Genomic DNA, 19,400 nt, shown 5'->3' with positions numbered 1-19,400 from the left:
AGTATTTTACTTAATTTTGGTAATAAAAACGTCGCAAAATTACAAAAATTTATGCAGTTTATAACTAATATATTATGTTTGCATAAATTTTAATAATACCTCAATGCATATTTTCTACAGTAAAGCAGCGTTGATAGCTTATCTTAAAACTATCAAAACCGCAAATTCTACTATCGGATTTGTACCCACAATGGGCGCTTTACACCAAGGACATTTGGCTTTAATGCAACGTTCGTTAAAAGAAAACAACGATACAGTAGTAAGTATTTTTGTCAACCCAACTCAATTTAACAACGCCGAAGATTTAGCAAAATATCCTAGGACACTAGAAGAAGATGTTAAGAAAATGCGTACATTAAGCGATAAAATTATTTTATATGCACCTTCAGTCGAAGATATTTACGAAGGAAATACTGTTTCGCAGACTTTTGATTTTGACGGATTAGAAAACCAGATGGAAGGAAAATTCAGACCTGGACATTTTAATGGTGTTGGAACAATTGTAAAACGTCTTTTTGAAATCGTCACTCCAACAAATGCGTATTTTGGAGAAAAAGATTTTCAGCAGCTTCAAATTGTAAAAAAATTAGTTGAAAAAACTGATTTACCAGTAAATATTGTTGGTTGTCCTATTTTTAGAGAAGAAAATGAACTTGCTATGAGTTCAAGAAACGAACGTCTAACTCCGCAAGAAAGAAAAGATGCTTCTATTATTTACAAAGTTTTGACCGAAGCAAAAGAGATTTTCCAAAATCACTCTCCGCAAGAAACAATTGAATTTGTAGAAAATTCCTTCAAAGACAACAAAGAGTTCGAACTGGAGTATTTTGTTATTGCTGACGAATCTACACTTTTGTCTATCGATAAGAAAGAGAATGATAAAAAATATCGCGCATTTATAGCGGTATTTGTTAATTCTATAAGACTGATTGACACCATTTCATTAAATTAATCTAACTTTGCAGCATGCAAATTCAAGTTATAAAATCAAAAATTCATCGAGTTAAAGTAACTGGAGCCGATTTAAATTACATTGGAAGTATTACTATTGATGAAACCCTACTAGAGGCTTCAAATATTATTGAAGGCGAAAAAGTATCTATTGTTAACATTAATAATGGCGAACGTTTTGAGACTTACGCTATTAAAGGTGAAAAAAATTCAGGAGAAATTACTTTAAATGGTCCTGCAGCTAGAAAAGTGCAAAAAGATGATATCATCATTATCATTTCTTATGCTACTTTGGATTTTGAAGAAGCAAAAACCTTCAAACCATGGATTATTTTCCCAAATGAAAACGACAATTCTTTAACCTAGGATTTTCTTTTTCTTACCGAATTCCCCTACTTTGTCAAAAGTCAATTTTGCACAAAAAAACTTTCTTTTGTCTTAATCCAAAATGATTTTGACGCTAAAATACTGTGCTTCAAATTTTAACCTCATTAACAAAGAAGCAAATAAAATAGTATATTGCTACACTATTTTCAATACTTTTTAATTTACTGAAATGCCACAAATCATGAAAAAAGTTTACCTACTATTTTTATTAATTTCGTTTTCGTCGTTTGCCCAAAAAACGTTCGATAACATTAAATCGGAAAAACTCGGAGAAGAGCGTAGAATTACAATTGGACTTCCTGCTTCTTACGAAACCAACAAAGACAAAAAATATCCTGTTCTTTATTTATTGGATGGCGATTATTTGTTTGATCCTTTTTCTGGAGCTGTAAGCTACGGAACTTATTGGGATGATATTCCAGAAATGATCATTATCGGAATTCATCAAAACAAAGATGAAGAACGTTATGACGACACAACTATTGATCAAAACGAAGGTCTTCCTTTTGAAAAAGGAGCAAAATTTTTTGAATTTATTGGAGCAGAATTAATTCCTTATATCGAAAAAAAATATCGCACTTCCCCTTTCAGACTTATTGCAGGTCATGATGTAACAGCAAGTTTTGCCAATTTTTATTTGTACAAAGAAATCCCGCTTTTTAATGCCTACATCTGTTTAAGTCCAGAGCTAGCCCCAAAAATGGAAGTGCGTATTGCAGAGAAATTTGCTAAAATAAAAAGCCCTATCTTCTATTATCTTTCTGCAGGAGAAGGAGATATTAAAAAAATTAAAGAGCCAATAGAAAAATTAAACAGTAATATTAAAATCGCCAATAATCCGTTAGTGAATTATAAATATGATGTATTTAAAGGCGCAACACATTATACAGAAGTATTACATTCTATACCAAGTGCATTATATCAGATTTTTGAAGTATACCGTCCTATAAATTCTGCCGAATACAACGACAAAATTGCGGTTCTTCAAACAGGTTATGCAGAATATTTAGAAAAAAAATACGCTACAATGTCTGAAGTTTTAGGAGTTCAAATTCCAGTTCGAATGAGCGATTTTAAAGTAATGGAAAACCTTATTCTAAAAAGAAACGCCTACGATGAATTAGGAAAAATGGCTGAAATTGGAAATGTAAATTACCCTAAAGCCATGTTGGGAGAATATGAATTAGGTTTGATGTACGAAAAAATGGGCGATCCTAAACATGCTTCAAAAAAATACCAAAACGCTTCACAAATGGAACCAATTGGTGATTTGAACAAAGACTTGATGTATGAGAAAATTGACGAAATGAATACACTTGCTAAAAAAAGTAAATAATGTCAAAAGTTAAAACTTCCTTTTTCTGCCAAAACTGCGGAACCCAATATGCTAAATGGCAAGGGCAATGCAACGCGTGCAAAGAATGGAATACGATTGCCGAAGAAATCATTCAAAAACAAGATAAGGTCGCTTGGAAAAGTGAACCTACTCCAACAAGCAAAGCACCAAAACCTTTAAAAATTAACGAAATTGATTCTACACAGGAAGTCCGAATGGACACTACTGATAGCGAATTGAATCGTGTTTTAGGTGGCGGACTTGTCCCTGGATCTTTGACTCTTTTGGGCGGTGAGCCTGGTATCGGAAAAAGTACACTTTTACTTCAAGTATCATTAAAGTTACCTTATAAAACATTATATGTTTCTGGAGAAGAAAGCCAGAAACAAATTAAAATGCGTGCCGAAAGAATTACGCCAAACAGCGACAACTGTTATATTTTTACTGAAACCAAAACGCAGAATATATTTAAGCAAATTGAAACCATTCAGCCTGAAGTAGTCATAATCGACTCGATTCAAACTTTACATACCGATTATATCGAATCTACTGCAGGAAGTATTTCTCAAATCCGCGAAACTACTGCCGAACTAATCAAATTTGCTAAAGAAAGTAATATTCCTGTAATCTTAATTGGCCATATTACCAAAGACGGAAACATCGCTGGACCAAAAATCTTAGAACACATGGTTGATACTGTTCTTCAATTTGAAGGCGATAGAAATCATATTTATCGAATTTTGCGTTCGCTTAAAAACCGTTTTGGATCTACATCAGAACTTGGAATTTATGAAATGTTGGGAAGCGGATTGCGAGAAGTTAGCAATCCTTCTGAAATTCTGATTTCTCATAAAGACGAAGAATTATCCGGAACTGCAATTGCGACAACTTTAGAAGGTATGCGTCCGTTGATGATCGAAATACAATCTTTGGTGAGTACCGCTGTTTATGGAACACCACAAAGAAGTACTACAGGTTACAACGCAAAAAGGCTAAACATGATTTTAGCTGTTTTAGAAAAAAGAGCTGGATTTCGCTTAGGTGCAAAAGACGTTTTCTTGAATGTAACTGGCGGAATTTCTGTTGATGATCCTGCAATTGACTTGGCCGTTGTCGCTGCGATTTTATCTTCTAATGAAGATATTCCTGTTGGAAAAGGATTCTGTTTTGCTGGCGAAGTTGGACTTTCTGGCGAAATTCGTCCTGTAAACCGTGTAGATCAACGCATTCAGGAAGCTGAAAAACTAGGTTTCGATACTATTTTTGTTTCTAAATACAACAAAATTGCTTTAAAAAATACCGGAATTAAGATTGAGCTTGTAGCAAAAATTGAAGATGTTGCTAGCATTCTTTTTGGATAATTTTTAGGGTATCAATATAAAAAATCCTGCTCGTGAGTATAATATACCTCATTTGCAGGATTTATTTATAGCATTTTTAAATTCTTACCATTTTATAATTCTAAAACTTCCTTCAGTAACTGTAAATGTTTTTCCTTTTGAAGTTCCTGAAAAATTAAAAGTCCCTTCAATTTTTTTATCATCATTGGCAGTGATATTTATAGTTCCAGATGTAGCCTCGGTATTGTTTATTTCTGGCATAAAACTAAAAGTAGCCTGATAAGTTGTTGTAAGATTTGACAAATCATAAACTATTGGATGATTTCCTGTCGTAATATTTAAAGGAGCCCATAAAGAGATTTTTTTATAATTGTCATCACTTCCCGAGCTTCCCATTATATTTACACTTCCTGAAGTAATTAAAGCCGGTTCAGAAAACGTATATTCTTTTTCATTATACTTAAATTTCATAAATCCTTCCTGACTGCTCGGAGTATCTGTATCATCAGACGAATTATCACTACTGCATGAAGACAACACTAATGCACCAATTGCAAAAGACAAAAACATAATTTTCTTTAAAATTTTCATTTTATTATTTTTTAATATTTAACTCGATAAATATATAAGATAAATACTATAAACCATTACGGTTTTCCATAAATTAAAAAAAAACTGCATTGAAAAACTTAAATCACTCTACAAAAAATACATTTACTTAATTTTACACAAGCCCTTTACATGCGTCACTCAAAAATTAAAAGAAAAATTGTACATGCTTATAATTTTAAATTTAAATTTATCCTAGATTTGAAAACTGAATAATTTCGACGCAAACTAATTTTATGAATTTCCCAAAACAAAAAATATACAAAGCATTAAAAATACTAGGAATAGTAATCGTAGTGCTTTGCATCGGACTTTACTACTTTCGTGATTCCCTTTTAAAACAAGCCATTGCAAAAGTTACCCATAAAATGGCTGTTCGGTATAACAGTAATTTTTCAGTAGAATCGGCTTCATTTGATGGTTTATCGACTATAAAATTGACAGATGTTGTTTTAGCTCCAATAAATGCTGACACGCTTGTCAAAATAAAGAATGTAGAAACTAGCATCAGTTTAAGTAATTTACTTATTGGAGACGTTCAGCTTGGAACTTTAAAAGTTGATAGCGGCTATATTCAATTAGTCAAAAAAGGCAAAAAACGAAATTTTGATGCCTTTTTAAAAAGAGACAAAGAAGAAACAGAATCGAACGAAAAACGTAAGTATGCTGCTTTTGCATACAGAATCATTTCAAAGGTCCTGAATTTGGTTCCAACCGATATGGATTTGAAAAACTTCAAATTCAAAATCGACGACAACGGAAAACAGACCAATATCGCGGTAGATAAATTAGTTTTAAGCAACAAACAGCTCGAGACCAATCTTCATGTCCAAGCCAAAGATTTTGATCAACGCTGGAACATTAAAGGATTTGCTGATCCTAGAAATAAAAAAGCAGATATTCGTTTTTTCAATTTAGATACTGGCGCGATTCGCGTTCCGTATTTAGATGAACGTTATAACTTAAAAGCAAGTTTTGATTCCATTCGATTGAATGTTCAAAACATTGATAAAAGCGGAAGCGAATTGCATATCGACGGTTACACTTCGATTGCCAATCTTAAAATCAATCACCCAAAAATTGCCAGCAAAGATGTCGTAATAAAAAATGCTCGTTTTGATTACCGATTTTTATTGGGAGATAGTTTTATTTCTATTGACAGTTCTTCGACTATGCAGTTGAATAAAATCAAAGTTCGCCCTTATATTTCTTACGACACTGAAAAAGATACAGTTTATACTTTGAAAGTTGATATTCCGAAAATGAAAGCGCAGGATTTTATCGTTTCGCTTCCTGATGGATTATTTACACATTTTCAAGGAATGCAGGCAACTGGGAATTTTGATTATAAACTGGATTTCAAATTCAATAAAAACAAACCGAATACACTTGTTTTTGACAGTAAGCTGAACAAAGAAGATTTACGAATTACCAAATACGGAGAAGCCGATTTAAATAAACTAAACGGCGAATTTGTATATCGTGCGATTATTCAAAATGTATTACAAAGACCTGTTTTGGTTGGAAACGCAAATCCGAATTATACGCCTTTAGATCAAATTTCTCCTTATTTGAGAAAATGTGTTTTAACGACCGAAGATCCTTCTTTCTTCTCGCATCGCGGATTCATCAATGAAGCTTTCAAACAGTCGATTCTAAAGAATATCAGAACTAAAAAATTCTCTCGCGGTGCCAGTACAATTAGCATGCAGTTGATTAAAAATGTTTTTTTAACTAGAGAAAAAACGCTTTCGCGAAAGCTTGAAGAAATTCTACTAGTTTACATTTTAGAAAACAACCGAATTGTAAGCAAAGAAAGAATGCTTGAGGTGTATTTCAACATCATTGAATGGGGACCAAATATATACGGAATTGGCGAAGCGAGTCATTTTTACTTCCAGAAAAGCCCTTCGGCTCTAAATGTTGATGAATGTTTGTACTTGGCAACGATTATTCCGAAACCAAGAAAATTCATGTATCAGTTTAATGATGAAGGTAATTTGAAAGACTACGCCATTAAAAACCAGAAATTCTTGAAGAATTTAATGTTTAGGAGAGGGCTTTTAGTTCCTGAAGATACAATCGGATTATTGCCGGTTTACATTTCTGGAAATGCGCGTTCTTTAATCAAAATTAAAGTCCCTGACTCGACAGCTATTAAAACTGATTCTTTGGCTGTCGATGATGAATTTGATTTATAGTTTTTTTTCTGCCACGAAGGCGGTAAGACACTAGGTTTTTTTGTTTTTAATCTCGCAAAGACGCAGAGTCGCAAAGTTTAATCTATTAAATTCAATAGCATCCAGCTTTAGCTGGATGAAAATATAAACGCAAAAAAAGGGCTTTAGCCAAACTTTATTAGTTTGGCTAAAGCCCTTTTCCATTTCGATCCTATTCCCCTAGCTTAAGCTAGGGGCTATTGAAAAACTTTGCGACTCCGCGTCTTTGCGAGATTAAAAAACCTTCGTGTCTTAGTGCCTTCGTGGCAAAAAAACTTAAGGCGCAGGATCTGGAATTATAGCCTGAACTGCATCAATTTCTGCTAAGATTTGTTTAGAAAGAACCACATCAATAGTAGCAATGTTTTCTTTTAATTGTTCCGTAGTTGTCGCTCCGATAATAGCGCTTGTCAAAAACGGCTGTTGCAAAACAAATCCCATTGCCAATTGTGTTAACGTTAAACCATGTTTTTTAGCGATTTCCAGATACAATTTAGTCGCTTCAGTACATTGCTCACTATTGTAACGTTTGTACTGCGGAAAAAGATTAATTCTCGCTTTTGGATGACTTTCTCCAGTTAAAAATTTTCCAGTCAAAACTCCAAATGCTAAAGGCGAATATCCTAATAAACCAACATTTTCATATTTTGAAACTTCTGCAGAATTCACTTCAAACAAACGGTTCAATAAAGAATACGGATTTTGAACTGTTTTGATTCTTGGCAGATTGTTGTATTTGCTTTCTTCCAAAAGACGCATCATTCCCCAGGCATTTTCATTAGAAACCCCAATGTGTTTGATCTTACCTTCTTTGATTAATCCATCAAAAGTTTCAAGGATTTCTCTAAAGTTATCTTCCCAAACATCATCATGTCCGTGAAAAGCGCGCTGTCCGAAATTATTCGTTTTTCTTTCTGGCCAGTGCATTTGGTACAAATCGATATAATCAGTTTGGAGTCTTTTCAAACTGTTTTCAACTGCATACTTAATACTTGCAGGAGAAAAATCCAATTTCTCACGCATATATCCAAAATTCGGATTCGGACCTGCAATTTTAGATGCTAAAACCACTTTGTCTCTATTTCCTGATTTTTTAAACCAAGTTCCAATAATTTTTTCTGTACTTCCGTAAGTCGCTTCACTCGCAGGAACCGAGTACATTTCGGCAGTATCAAAGAAATTAACTCCTCTTTCAAGAGCATAATCCATTTGTTCGTGCCCTTCTGCTTCTGTATTCTGCTGCCCGAAAGTCATTGTTCCAAGGCATATTTTACTAACTTTTATATCGGTGTTGGGTAATGTAGTGTATTTCATTTTTCTTAAAGATACTGAGTTGCTAAGATTCTAAGGTTCTAAGTTTTTTCCCTTTTTTAATAATAAGTCTTCAAAGATACGAACCGATTTTTCAAATCTAAAAACGAGAAAGGTTAAAAAAAGTACAAGATTTATTTTGAGAGCCTAAGGTTCTAAGGAAATAAGATACTAAGTTTAGATTTCAATTAATAAAAAAAGGTTGAAGTAAAACTTCAACCCTTTTTAAAATCTTAGAAACTTAGTATCTCAGAACCTTAGCCTCTTAATTTATACTATTAAGCATCTCCGCAATCTCATCTAATCTTGGAGTTAAGATAATTTCGATTCTACGGTTTTTCGCTTTTCCTTCTGGAGTTGCGTTGCTTGCCAAAGGGGAAAACTCGCTTCTTCCTGCTGCTGTTAGTTTTTGTTTATTGATTTTTGGATTTTCGGTTAAAATCGCTACGATTGCTGTTGCTCTTTTAGTAGATAAATCCCAATTGTTTGCGATTGCCCCCGAACCAGCGTACGGATCGTCGTCTGTATGTCCTTCAATTAAAACAGAAAGATCTGGATTATCACCTAAAACTTTTCCAAGTTCAACAACCGCTTTTCTACCTTCTGTTCCAACAGCCCAACTTCCTGAATTGAAAAGCAATTTGTTTTCCATAGAAACATAAACTTTTCCGTTTTTATGTTCTACTGTCAAACCTTTACCTTCAAAACCAGTCAAGGCTTTAGACAAAGTTTCTTTTAACTTACGCATTGCTTCTTCTTTCGCCGCAATCATATCTTCCAATTCTTTTAGACGATTAGCTGTTTTGTCCAGACGAGCTTGTTCCTCTGCAAGAGCTTTACCTTTTGCTTCCAATTGCGCCAACAATTCGCGGTTTTTAGCCATGTTTTTCTCTAGTGCATCGTTGCTGTTTTTCTCCAATGCATTATATGAGTCTTGTAAAACTTTGTATTTATTTTGAGCCGCCGCTAAATCTGCTTTTTGTTTTGCCAAATCATCATTAGCAGTTGCTAAATCTTTAACAAGTTTATCACGATCGGTTTCCAATTGATTCTTTGCTTTCTTCAAATTTTCATTTTCATCAGCAATAGAACGATTTTCTTTTTTCAAATCTGAATATTTTGTTTCTAGATCATTGTAAATTTTCTTAGAAACACACGACGTTGTGGACAAAGCTAATGCTAGTAATCCGATGGAGGCTTTTTTAATCATCTTTAATCAGTTTTTATTTTAGGCATTTACTAATTTAATTTCAAAATTCAATGCCAATTGCAATATCAATTTTAAAATTTAAATCTTTTTCAGCAAGAACAATACCAAAAATTAATCAATCTCAACTAAAATCGGACAATGATCTGAATGCATAGCATCTGGAAGTATAACCGCTCTTTTTAATCTGTCTTCTAATGCGTTACTTACCAAATTATAATCGATACGCCAACCCTTATTGTTTCCTCTTGCTCCTGCACGGTAACTCCACCAAGAATAATGATGCGGTTCTTTATTGAAATGACGGAAACTATCTATAAATCCAGATTTCATAAAAGTATCCAACCAAGCGCGCTCTGCCGGAAGAAATCCAGAAACTGTTTTGTTACGAACTGGATCGTGAATGTCAATTGCTTCGTGACAGATATTATAATCTCCGCAGATGATCAGATTCGGAATCGTAAGTTTTAATTCATTGACATAATTCTGAAAATCATCCATAAACATAAACTTATGATCCAGCCTTTCAATGTTTGTTCCAGATGGAAGATACAAGCTCATTACAGAAACATCATCAAAATCTGCACGAAGATTTCTACCCTCAAAATCCATATGATGAATTCCCGTACCGTAAACAATATTGTTTGGTTTAGTTTTAGAAAGAATAGCTACTCCGCTATACCCTTTTTTGGTTGCAGGATAGTAGTATTGAAACGGATAACCTGCTGCTGTTATATCATCTACCGGAATTTGATCTTGTGTTGCTTTTATTTCCTGAAGGCATATTACATCAGGATTTGCTTGTTGCAACCACTCAATAAACCCTTTGTTTATTGCTGCTCTAATTCCGTTTACATTATAAGAAATAATTTTCATCAGTGATTTTTTTAGGATTTCAAATGTAATAAAAAAGTGCAAAGTTTGTCTTGGAAACAACGAAAAGTAGACTTTTTTGTTATCTTTGTTCGCTGTTCTAATAAATTAAAAGTAGTACATGGGGTTAGTTACCGCGAAAGAAGTTGCAAAGGCAATAAATGTTGAAAAGTACGGAGTTTTCGGTACCTTTTCTGGCTGGATTCTTATGAAGGTTCTTAAGATCTCGACCCTTAATAAAATTTACGATCGTAATAAACATTTGGAAGACCTTGCATTTTTGAATGGAATTTTGGACGAAATGGAAATTAAGTTCGAAATCCCAGAAGAAGATTTAAAACGTCTACCAAAAGATGGTGCGTATATTACCATTTCAAATCATCCGCTTGGCGGAATTGACGGAATTTTGCTTTTGAAATTAATGCTTGAAAGAGAGCCAAATTTCAAAATCATTGCCAATTTCTTATTACACAGAATTGTTCCGATGAAAAAATACATTATGCCGGTTAATCCTTTTGAAAACCATAAGGATGCAAAATCGAGCGTAATTGGAATTAAAGAAACGTTACGTCATTTAAGCGACGGAAAACCACTGGGTATTTTTCCTGCCGGTGAAGTTTCAACTTATAAAGATGGCAAATTAGTAGTGGATAAACCTTGGGAAGAAGGCGCGCTGAAATTAATCAGAAAAGCAAAAGTTCCTGTAGTTCCGATTTATTTTCATGCCAAAAACAGTAAATTATTCTACTGGCTTTCTAAAATTGACGATACTTTACGTACTGCAAAATTACCTTCAGAATTGCTTACGCAAAAAGATCGTGTAATTAAAGTTCGTATTGGAAAACCAATTTCTGTATCTGAACAAAACGAAATTGAATCTTTTGAAGAATACTCAGAATTCTTGAGAAAGAAAACCTATATGCTAGCCAATCCGTTTGAAAAAGACACCAAACTGATTGATACAGCAAGTCTTAAAATACCAAAAGCACCTAAAAAAATTGTAACAGCTGCAAGCGAATCAAAATTGATTGATGAAGTTCAGGCATTGCGTGATAATGACAGCAGATTTTTACAAAGCAAAAACTATGAGGTTTTCTTTGCAAGTGCAAAAGAGATTCCGAACATTTTACATGAAATAGGGCGTCTTCGTGAAATTACTTTTCGTGAAGTAGGAGAAGGAACAAATGAATCTATTGACTTAGATGAATATGACCAATATTATCACCATATGTTTTTATGGGATGATGAAACCAAAAAAATCGCTGGTGCTTACCGTATGGGATTAGGTTCTGAAATCTATCCTAAATACGGAATTGAAGGTTTCTACTTAACGGATCTTTTCAGGTTTGAACCAGAACTTCATGATATGATGCACAAATCGATCGAAATGGGTCGTGCATTTATTGTAAAAGATTATCAGCAAAAACCAATGCCTTTGTTCTTATTGTGGAAAGGTATTATTCACACCACTTTGCGCCATCCAGAACACAAATATTTAGTTGGAGGTGTAAGTATCAGTAATCAGTTTTCAGATTTCTCTAAATCATTGATGATTGAGTTCATGAAATCGAACTATTACGATCCGTATATCGCACAATACATTCACCCGAAAAAAGCGTACAAAGTAAAACTAAAAGACGCCGATAAAGATTTCATTTTCGACGAAGCAGAATCTGACTTGAATAAGTTTGATAAAATCATTGACGAATTGGAACCAGGGAACTTACGTTTGCCCGTTTTAATCAAAAAATACATCAAACAAAATGCAAGAGTTGTAGCTTTTAACGTTGACCCATTATTCAACAATGCAATTGATGGTTTAATGTACATTAGAATTGCAGATATTCCAGAAAGCACAATGAAACCTGTTATTGAAGAGTTTCAGATTGAATTGGAACGTAAATTATCTGAGAAGGAAGATTAAGTTTTCTCTTTTGATATAAAATAGAAAATCCCATTTGCTTAAAATAAGTAAATGGGATTTTTTTTAATTTAACTCAACTAAAATTATTTGTTTTTCTCTTATAACTGCAATTATATAAGTTTCACCAACTTCATTACCGTAAGCTATTTGAATATTAGGAATATCACATTTCTCCTCAAAAAACAGGGAAAATGAGATTATGTAAAGATTTTTAAAGACAATAATATCAGCATCAATAGGCAACTTATCTTGGATACCTAGCTTGATATTATCTACGTTTTGTTCAAGCCATGATAAATTTTCTTGGATGGAGAAAAATACTTGGGTAAAATATTCATTACTACATTTTTCTTTAAAAAAAACACCAGATCTATATGTAACATCTTTTAATGCATAATTAAACCCAAAAAAATTATCATAAAGTCTATCAAAATCCTCTATTGTTATCATATCTAATTGTATTACTTTATTTTGAGTTCGACAGCGCGGATTTGCAATCCGTGCCCGCAAAGAGTGTCACAATAAATTGGAACGGGAACGGATTGCAAATCCGCGTGTGTTTTACATCAATATTCCTTAAACCACTTCATTTCGCTCTAAATTGAATATTTCCTCTCCTATACTGTCAAGTTTACTTAGTACAGCTGGTGAGCCAGATTCTTTCATTACCTCCAGTTCTCTTTCCGAAACTGGCACAATCCATAAAAAAGATATATTTGATTTGGCATAACTAGTTAAGTTCATTTGAGGCAAAACTTTTAATTTATTAGTAAGTACCGCATACTTAAATTTTTCGCTAATACTTGTTTGAAATTCTACCGTATGTCCTTCAGCTAAAAATGTAATATAGTCCCATGGAATCATTGTAATTCCACTTACTAGACCCGCAATGTCATTTACTTGCTCATTTGTCATTCCTGACTTTAAAATAACTCCAAGTTCAATCCTATTCACTTCATTAGGATTTTCACAATACATTTCTACTTTTGGCTGTGGACGTAATGATACTGCTACAGTTGCAAAAACAGTCTTTTCTTTTCCTTCAAACACATACAAACCTTTTGGAGGTCCTTCTGGTCCATCAATTGCGAAATATTTTTCACTTTTACCGAATATTTCATCGTAGTAATTTAAGATTTCTGGCTGTACCAATTGAAAAGGATTAGGCTGTTTATCCCATGATTCAAAAAATTCAATGGCATTCTCGATACGTTTGCGCATTTCATTATCTTCTGAAAACTCCCATGCAAAATCCCCTGTACCGTTGCAATCACGTGCATATCCATAAAATCCTCCATCGCCACCCCAACTAGGAATTACGCATAAAATCTCTCCATTTTCCAATAATGCTGCCCCATCCCCTTCTTCCAACCAAACAATTTCCAAATTATCAGAACTAAGTGCCTCTTGACCTTTCGGGAATTTGCAAAACTCTTTGGTTAACATAGGAGGAACACCTTTTTCCATCAGTTTTGTTTCTATTTTTTCTGGTGCTTCAGTTAAATTTCGAATCCAGCAGCTTTTCATACCAAAATCTTCGTTATCACCAAACAAATAAAAATAAGCTGTTCTATTGTCTTGTTCTACAACCGCTGTTATTGGACAATTTGGACTTCGAAGTTCAAGAAGAACTTCAGGCTTTTCAATCTTATTGTTTCTACTAAATAATACCATATTTTACATTAAAATTTAATTACAATGAAGTAACGTTTTTTATTTAGTAAAAGAAAATTTTTATTCTAATGTCTTACGTTAAAATCATTCTTCGGGAGAAAATTCAAAAAAAATCCCATTTTCATTTAATAAATGAAATGGGATTTACTTTTAATTACAATTTAAACCGGAAAAGCTATTCTTTCCCAATTTCATTGATTTCCTCTAACTGATTCTTAGGATCTGCACCATATTGATTAGGTCCTTTTTCACCATCGATACAGCACAGGTATAGATTATAATATGGAATAAGGCTATACCAGCCGCTTTTACCAACATCATGCATTCTTCTAATTGTTACCGCAATGGTAGGAATTAAAATTGCAATTAAAAAAACAACGAGTAATAATCCCCCAATCATTTCTGGCAATAAAGATCCAATAAAAACCAATGCAAATATTATTAAATAATACGCTAAAATAAACATCCAATATTCCTTTCTTCTTGCTCTTCCATCAAAATTCGCATAATTTTCAAAAACTACTTTTTTAAACATTTCAATCATAATAAATTCATTTAGATTCCCTACTCTTTATGGATTTTCAGTTACTCCATTACTCTCTTCTATCAGAGTGCAAGATTAGTCACTTTAAAAATCTTCTAAAGCCATTAAAAGTTTTTAAAATATCACGAAAAGACATTTCTTAGACATGAAAAAATCCCATTCATTTCTGAATGGGATTCCTAATATTATATGTGTTTTTCTCTTAAAACCAGCCTTTTTTACCAACTTGGTATGTTTGGTAAAAATCTTCATCTGATTTTGTCAAGTAGATGATTCCTTCAATAAATCCAATTATACTACCAACTCCGCAAGTTACGATTGTAATTACAATTTGGATGATTCCTTCTTGAGTGTATCCTAAGATAAATTTATGAATACCTAAGTATCCAAAAATAATTCCCATAATTCCTGCTAATACTTTTTTATTCTCTTGTCTAGGTTGAGATGGTGTATTCCAGCTTTCTGGTTTTGTAGTTTCCATTTTTATATTATTTAGTTAATTATTAATTCCGATTTCATCAATTTCTTCAATGGTGCTTTTAGGATCTGGACCATAATAGTTTTCGCCATGCTCCCCTTCTGTTATTAACAAAACTAATATCCAGATAGGCCCTGCTAAGGGAATTAAAGATACCAAAACTGTCCAGCCACTTTTGCCAATATCATGCATTCTTCTAACTGTAACAGCTAAAGATGGAATGATAGAAGCTATCGCATAAAGGCAAAACAATCCTACTGCAATTGAAAAACCTGCTATTGTACCTAAAACTGCAGTTAGTATCCCTCCTAAAAAAATAAACACAAAAAATAAAAGTGCTGTTGTGAGACGAAAATACCAGTATTCACTTCTTCTAGCTCTTCCGCTAAAATTCGAATAGTTCTGGAACATGGCAATTTTATACCATTCAATCATACTTAGGATAATTTGTTTTTGAACCTACTCTTGGGATTTTCGGTTTTCTCCGAACTTAAAAAAAGAATCTATTTAGACTCATTCTTTTAAATTCGGAAACAATATTATTAAAAATTAACAAATAAAACTAATCTTGCCAAATAAAATTTACAAGAAAAACCTCGTTATTAAAATCTAAAGCCTGTGTGCTATTTTTTACCATAAACTGCTTTGATTTTATCAACAATTACCTGAGCCAAACGTTCGTGACTTTCAAAAGTCCAACCGGCAATATGAGGCGTTAGCAATACATTTTTTGCCTCCATAAGATATTGAAGTGCTTCTGGTGTATTATTTTCTTGGAATAAAGTTTCAAACGAAAGTTTTTCATATTCCAAAACATCCAAACCTGCACCTAAAACTTTTTTAGACTTCATAGCTTCAACCAAATCGGCTGTAACAATATTTTTACCGCGAGAAGTATTGATGATCCAAAAAGGCTTTTTAAAGGCATTTATAAAGTCGCTATCAACCATTTTATCTGTTTCTGGTGTCCAAGGAAGGTGAAGGCTTAAAACGTCTGTTTTTTCACGTAATTCTTCCAACGAAACTTGTTTGGCATTTTCATCACCAACGTTATCCAAAATATCATAACATAAAACTTCTGCATCAAAACCTCTCAGTTTTTTAGCAAAAGCTTTTCCCATATTTCCGTACCCGATAATTCCGACTGTTTTTAAATCCAATTCATGGCCGCGATTGCTTTCGCGATTCCATTGTCCGGCCTTTACTTCTGCATCAGCTTGGTTTAGATTGTTAAATAAAGATAAAATTACACCAAGCGAATGTTCTGCAACAGCGTTGCGGTTTCCTTCTGGAGCGGCGATAAGATGAATTTCTTTTGAAGAAGCATACTCACAGTCAATACTTTCCAGACCTGCGCCTACTCTTGCAATAAATTGCAACTTTGTTGCAGCATCTAAAAAAGTCTTATCAATCTTGAAACGGCTACGAATTACGATTCCGTTATAGTCTTGGATTTTCGCTTCAATTTCTTCTTTTGAAGATTTAAAATCGGCGTGATTTTCGAAACCCGCTTCTTCCAATTGATTCCATAAAATTGGATTATTGCTGTCGATATGAAGAATTTTTATACTCATTTTTTCTGAATTTTATAAAAAACAAAAATACGGTTAATTTGATCTCGTAAAGTCACAAAGCCCCAAAGTTTTTCCTATTACAAAAAACTTTGAACCTCTGAATCTTTGCGCCTTTGCTCCTAAACTTTTTATTGGTCAGATTTTTTTTTTAACTTTGAAAGAATAAAGATTTTACAATCTATCATATAAATCTTCAGAAAATCTTCCCAATGAAATTAACCAAGACTTTTAAAGCCTTTTTTGAAAACGAAAAATCAGGGGGAATTATCTTGCTCGTGGTCACGATTTTATCTCTTTTTCTCGCTAACTCTTCGATTCAAATTCCGTATGTTTCTTTTTGGGAAAAAGAATTTTCAGGGCATTCTGTAACCGATTGGATCAATGACGGATTGATGACCATCTTCTTTCTTTTGATTGGTTTAGAACTGGAACGCGAGATTTATCATGGTGAATTATCCAATATTAAAAATGCTTCTTTGCCGATAATGGCTGCTTTTGGCGGAATGCTGGTTCCTGCAGCAATCTTTTTGGTTTTAAATTACGGAACAACAACACAAAACGGAGCAGGTATTCCAATGGCGACCGATATTGCTTTTGCGATCGGAATTTTATCGCTTCTAGGAAAAAGGGTTCCCACATCTTTGAAAGTTTTTTTAACTGCTTTAGCTGTTATTGATGATTTAGGCGCTATTATCGTTATTGCCGTTTTTTATACCACATCAATCTCTTTTCTAAATCTCGGAATTGCACTAGGAATTTGGGGCTTATTATTCATCTTAAATCGAATGAAAATCCATAATCTTATTCCGTATCTCATTGGCGGAGTCATAATGTGGTATTTTATGCTTAATTCTGGAGTTCATGCCACAATAACGGGTGTAATTTTAGCATTTGTGATTCCGTTTGGAGATGGTGGCGAAAAAACGTCTTCATACAGGTTACAGCATTTTTTACACCAGCCTGTTGCTTTTTTCATTTTACCTTTGTTTGCCATTGCCAATACTGCTCTAACGATTACCGAAAACTGGCACGAAGGCTTAAATCACGCCAACACTTACGGAATCATTCTCGGACTAGTAGTCGGAAAACCACTTGGAATTTTACTTTTCTCTTCTGTTGGTGTAACGGCAGGTTTGTGCACTTTGCCGAAAAATTTAAAATGGGCGCATATTTTAGGCGCAGGAATGCTCGGCGGAATCGGTTTTACCATGTCGATTTTCATTACCGTTCTTGCTTTTAAAAATCCTGAAATTATTGTTTTTTCTAAAATAGCGATTCTAATTGCTTCTTTCTTAGCGGGACTTATGGGATTTGTTTATTTGAAATACACGCTAAACAGATTGAAGTAAAATTCCAATTTCCTTAAGCTTCCTAAATGAAAAGAATCAGGCAGATACTTGCGATATCAATATCACTCATACTATTGCTTGTTGGTATTATTATTTATCAAATAAAATATACTCCTCCAAACCCTAACTTAAATCCTCAAATACCCGTTTCGTTTTGCGGAACCCAAGCTTTTGAATTAACAGGAAATCTATACAAAGGAAAAGAGATTTTTAATTCGAATTGTGCTGCCTGTCACAAATTAGACTCCAAAAGCACTGGACCTGCACTTCGTGATGTAGATTCTTTAATTCTTGTAAAATGGATGCTTAGAAAAAATCACAAAATCGACAGTACAAAAATCGAGAACTTAGGAATCGATTACCATCGAACAATGTTTAAAGATGTTTTGAATGAAGACAATCTTCCTTTCTTATTTGAGTACTGCTCAGAAAGACGTTATTAAATATTAAAGGCAAAAATCACAAATTCCAATCTAAACAATAAAATCTAGTATTCTGTTTGTCTTCCTGAGCGAAGTCGAAGGACTTTACAGCATATAAGGTCTTCGACTTCGCTCAGACTGACAATCGTTGCTCGTGAAAAAATTCTAAATCTCAAATTTCAATCTAAACAATAACAATCTTGTATCCTGTTTGTCTTCCTGAGCGAAGTCGAAGGATTTTACAGCGTGTAAGGTCTTCGACTTCGCTCAGACTGAAAATAGTTATCAATAAAAAAAATTCCAAACCCCAACAAAAATTGGAATTTGGAATTTAAAACTATTTGGAATTTCTTTAAAAACCTAACCTTTGATTTGTTTCAAAGAAGTCTTAATCCCTTTAATTAATGATGAACTGAAACCATTATGCTCCATTTCATTTAAACCTACAATTGTACAACCTTGTGGTGTTGTCACACGGTCGATTAATTGTTCTGGATGCACTTTTTCTTCTAAAAGCATTTTTGCTGCTCCTTTTACGGTTTGCGCCGCAATTGCTAAGGCGGTATTAGAATCAAAACCAATTTCGATTCCTGCCTGCATAGACGCGCGAATATAACGCAATGCATACGCAGTTCCACAAGCACCTAAAACGGTTGCTGCATCCATCAATTTTTCGTCGATTACAGGAGCAGTTCCTAAATCTTGGAATAAATCAACAATTGGCGAAGCATTTGCTGCATATTTTTCTGGAAAAGAAATACAAGTTGCCGACTCTCCAAACTGTGCTGCAATATTTGGCATAATGCGAACAACTGGATATTCGTAGTTTGTTTTGGTTTGAAGCACATCCAAAGACAATCCGCTTACTGCTGAAGCAATTGTTTTGTTTTGAATAACGGGCAAAATTTCGGCCAAAACAGTATCTACCTGATACGGTTTTATAGTTAGAATTACAACATCGGCATCTTGAATGTTGTGTTTATTATCGTTAGAAACAGCAATTCCATATTCAGATAAATATTGAATGCTTGCTATGTTCCTTCTTGTGACAGTAACTTGGTTGTTTTTCGAGAATTTAGCAATTCCCAAGGCAATAGAAACCCCAAGGTTTCCTCCTCCAATTATGTGTACTTTCATTCTGGTTGGCTTTAATTATTTGTAGCTGATAAACAGCATTTTTTCCGCCTGTAAATTACGTAGAT

General features: G+C 33.7%; 18 protein-coding genes and 1 pseudogene. 8 read left to right on the top strand and 11 right to left on the bottom strand.

What is annotated here, in order from left to right:
* Positions 1–103: 103 nt before the first annotated feature.
* The 4 genes from panC (at position 104) to radA (ending at position 4,035) form a co-directional block, all read left to right on the top strand.
* Positions 104–952 carry a pantoate--beta-alanine ligase gene (gene panC, locus AC3Y25_RS16170; RefSeq protein ID WP_095930312.1) on the top strand — a complete coding sequence of 283 codons (849 nt, stop codon included), beginning with the start codon at positions 104–106 and terminating at the stop codon, positions 950–952.
* A 14-nt stretch (positions 953–966) separates the two neighbouring features.
* Positions 967–1,317 carry an aspartate 1-decarboxylase gene (gene panD, locus AC3Y25_RS16165; protein WP_008465481.1) on the top strand — a complete coding sequence of 117 codons (351 nt, stop codon included), beginning with the start codon at positions 967–969 and terminating at the stop codon, positions 1,315–1,317.
* A gap of 202 nt (positions 1,318–1,519) precedes the next feature.
* Entirely contained in the window at positions 1,520–2,674 is a 1,155-nt protein-coding gene (locus AC3Y25_RS16160) for an alpha/beta hydrolase (RefSeq protein ID WP_489903439.1), read from the top strand.
* Positions 2,674–4,035 carry a DNA repair protein RadA gene (gene radA / locus AC3Y25_RS16155; protein ID WP_489903438.1) on the top strand — a complete coding sequence of 454 codons (1,362 nt, stop codon included), beginning with the start codon at positions 2,674–2,676 and terminating at the stop codon, positions 4,033–4,035. Before AC3Y25_RS16160 ends, radA begins: the two co-directional genes overlap by 1 nt.
* An 84-nt stretch (positions 4,036–4,119) precedes the next feature.
* On the opposite strand, the gene AC3Y25_RS16150 is transcribed toward radA, so the two are convergent.
* Positions 4,120–4,605, bottom strand: a complete 486-nt coding sequence (locus AC3Y25_RS16150; RefSeq protein ID WP_489903437.1) for a DUF6252 domain-containing protein — start codon at positions 4,603–4,605, stop codon at positions 4,120–4,122.
* Positions 4,606–4,859: 254 nt separating this feature from the next.
* Between AC3Y25_RS16150 and AC3Y25_RS16145 the strand changes: the two genes are divergently transcribed.
* Positions 4,860–6,824 carry a transglycosylase domain-containing protein gene (locus AC3Y25_RS16145; RefSeq protein WP_489903436.1) on the top strand — a complete coding sequence of 655 codons (1,965 nt, stop codon included), beginning with the start codon at positions 4,860–4,862 and terminating at the stop codon, positions 6,822–6,824.
* 294 nt (positions 6,825–7,118) lie between these two features.
* Here the strand turns inward: AC3Y25_RS16145 and AC3Y25_RS16140 are convergent, their stop codons facing one another.
* From AC3Y25_RS16140 to AC3Y25_RS16130, 3 genes are all read right to left on the bottom strand, one after another.
* Positions 7,119–8,156, bottom strand: a complete 1,038-nt coding sequence (locus tag AC3Y25_RS16140) for an aldo/keto reductase (protein WP_489903435.1) — start codon at positions 8,154–8,156, stop codon at positions 7,119–7,121.
* Between the two features lie 262 nt (positions 8,157–8,418).
* A complete protein-coding gene (locus AC3Y25_RS16135; RefSeq protein ID WP_489903434.1) occupies positions 8,419–9,363 on the bottom strand; it encodes an OmpA/MotB family protein in 945 nt (314 codons plus the stop codon).
* 111 nt (positions 9,364–9,474) lie between these two features.
* Positions 9,475–10,236, bottom strand: coding sequence for an exodeoxyribonuclease III (locus AC3Y25_RS16130; RefSeq protein WP_250834796.1), 762 nt, complete (start codon positions 10,234–10,236; stop codon positions 9,475–9,477).
* A gap of 118 nt (positions 10,237–10,354) precedes the next feature.
* Between AC3Y25_RS16130 and AC3Y25_RS16125 the strand changes: the two genes are divergently transcribed.
* Positions 10,355–12,157: a GNAT family N-acyltransferase gene (locus AC3Y25_RS16125; protein ID WP_427875558.1), complete on the top strand. Its 1,803-nt coding sequence runs from the start codon at positions 10,355–10,357 to the stop codon at positions 12,155–12,157.
* A gap of 63 nt (positions 12,158–12,220) precedes the next feature.
* On the opposite strand, the gene AC3Y25_RS16120 is transcribed toward AC3Y25_RS16125, so the two are convergent.
* From AC3Y25_RS16120 to AC3Y25_RS16095, 6 genes are all read right to left on the bottom strand, one after another.
* Positions 12,221–12,607, bottom strand: a complete 387-nt coding sequence (locus AC3Y25_RS16120; RefSeq protein ID WP_489903433.1) for a hypothetical protein — start codon at positions 12,605–12,607, stop codon at positions 12,221–12,223.
* A 126-nt stretch (positions 12,608–12,733) separates the two neighbouring features.
* Entirely contained in the window at positions 12,734–13,831 is a 1,098-nt protein-coding gene (locus AC3Y25_RS16115; RefSeq protein WP_489903432.1) for a suppressor of fused domain protein, read from the bottom strand.
* A 175-nt stretch (positions 13,832–14,006) separates the two neighbouring features.
* Positions 14,007–14,375 (bottom strand): DUF805 domain-containing protein, encoded by a 369-nt coding sequence (locus tag AC3Y25_RS16110; protein WP_489903431.1) that lies wholly within the window; start codon positions 14,373–14,375, stop codon positions 14,007–14,009.
* A 202-nt stretch (positions 14,376–14,577) separates the two neighbouring features.
* A complete protein-coding gene (locus tag AC3Y25_RS16105; protein ID WP_095930301.1) occupies positions 14,578–14,856 on the bottom strand; it encodes a TM2 domain-containing protein in 279 nt (92 codons plus the stop codon).
* A 15-nt stretch (positions 14,857–14,871) separates the two neighbouring features.
* On the bottom strand, positions 14,872–15,288 hold the full coding sequence (locus tag AC3Y25_RS16100) for a DUF805 domain-containing protein (protein ID WP_489903430.1): 417 nt from the start codon (positions 15,286–15,288) through the stop codon (positions 14,872–14,874).
* 188 nt (positions 15,289–15,476) lie between these two features.
* A complete protein-coding gene (locus AC3Y25_RS16095; protein ID WP_489903429.1) occupies positions 15,477–16,427 on the bottom strand; it encodes a 2-hydroxyacid dehydrogenase in 951 nt (316 codons plus the stop codon).
* Positions 16,428–16,636: 209 nt separating this feature from the next.
* On the opposite strand from AC3Y25_RS16095, the gene nhaA reads away from it, so the two are divergent.
* Both nhaA and AC3Y25_RS16085 read left to right on the top strand, forming a co-directional pair.
* Positions 16,637–17,776, top strand: a complete 1,140-nt coding sequence (nhaA, locus tag AC3Y25_RS16090; RefSeq protein WP_489903428.1) for a Na+/H+ antiporter NhaA — start codon at positions 16,637–16,639, stop codon at positions 17,774–17,776.
* Positions 17,777–17,970: 194 nt separating this feature from the next.
* Positions 17,971–18,048, top strand: a pseudogene (locus tag AC3Y25_RS16085) (c-type cytochrome); the annotation flags it as partial.
* Positions 18,049–18,558: 510 nt separating this feature from the next.
* Here AC3Y25_RS16085 and proC read toward each other — a convergent pair.
* Complete coding sequence (proC, locus tag AC3Y25_RS16080; protein WP_427875567.1) at positions 18,559–19,335, bottom strand: pyrroline-5-carboxylate reductase; 777 nt, start codon at positions 19,333–19,335, stop codon at positions 18,559–18,561.
* Positions 19,336–19,400 lie beyond the last annotated feature (65 nt).

The sequence above is a fragment of the Flavobacterium sp. LK-23 genome, from assembly GCF_058135255.1.
This window is presented reverse-complemented; position numbering and strand designations above follow the sequence as displayed.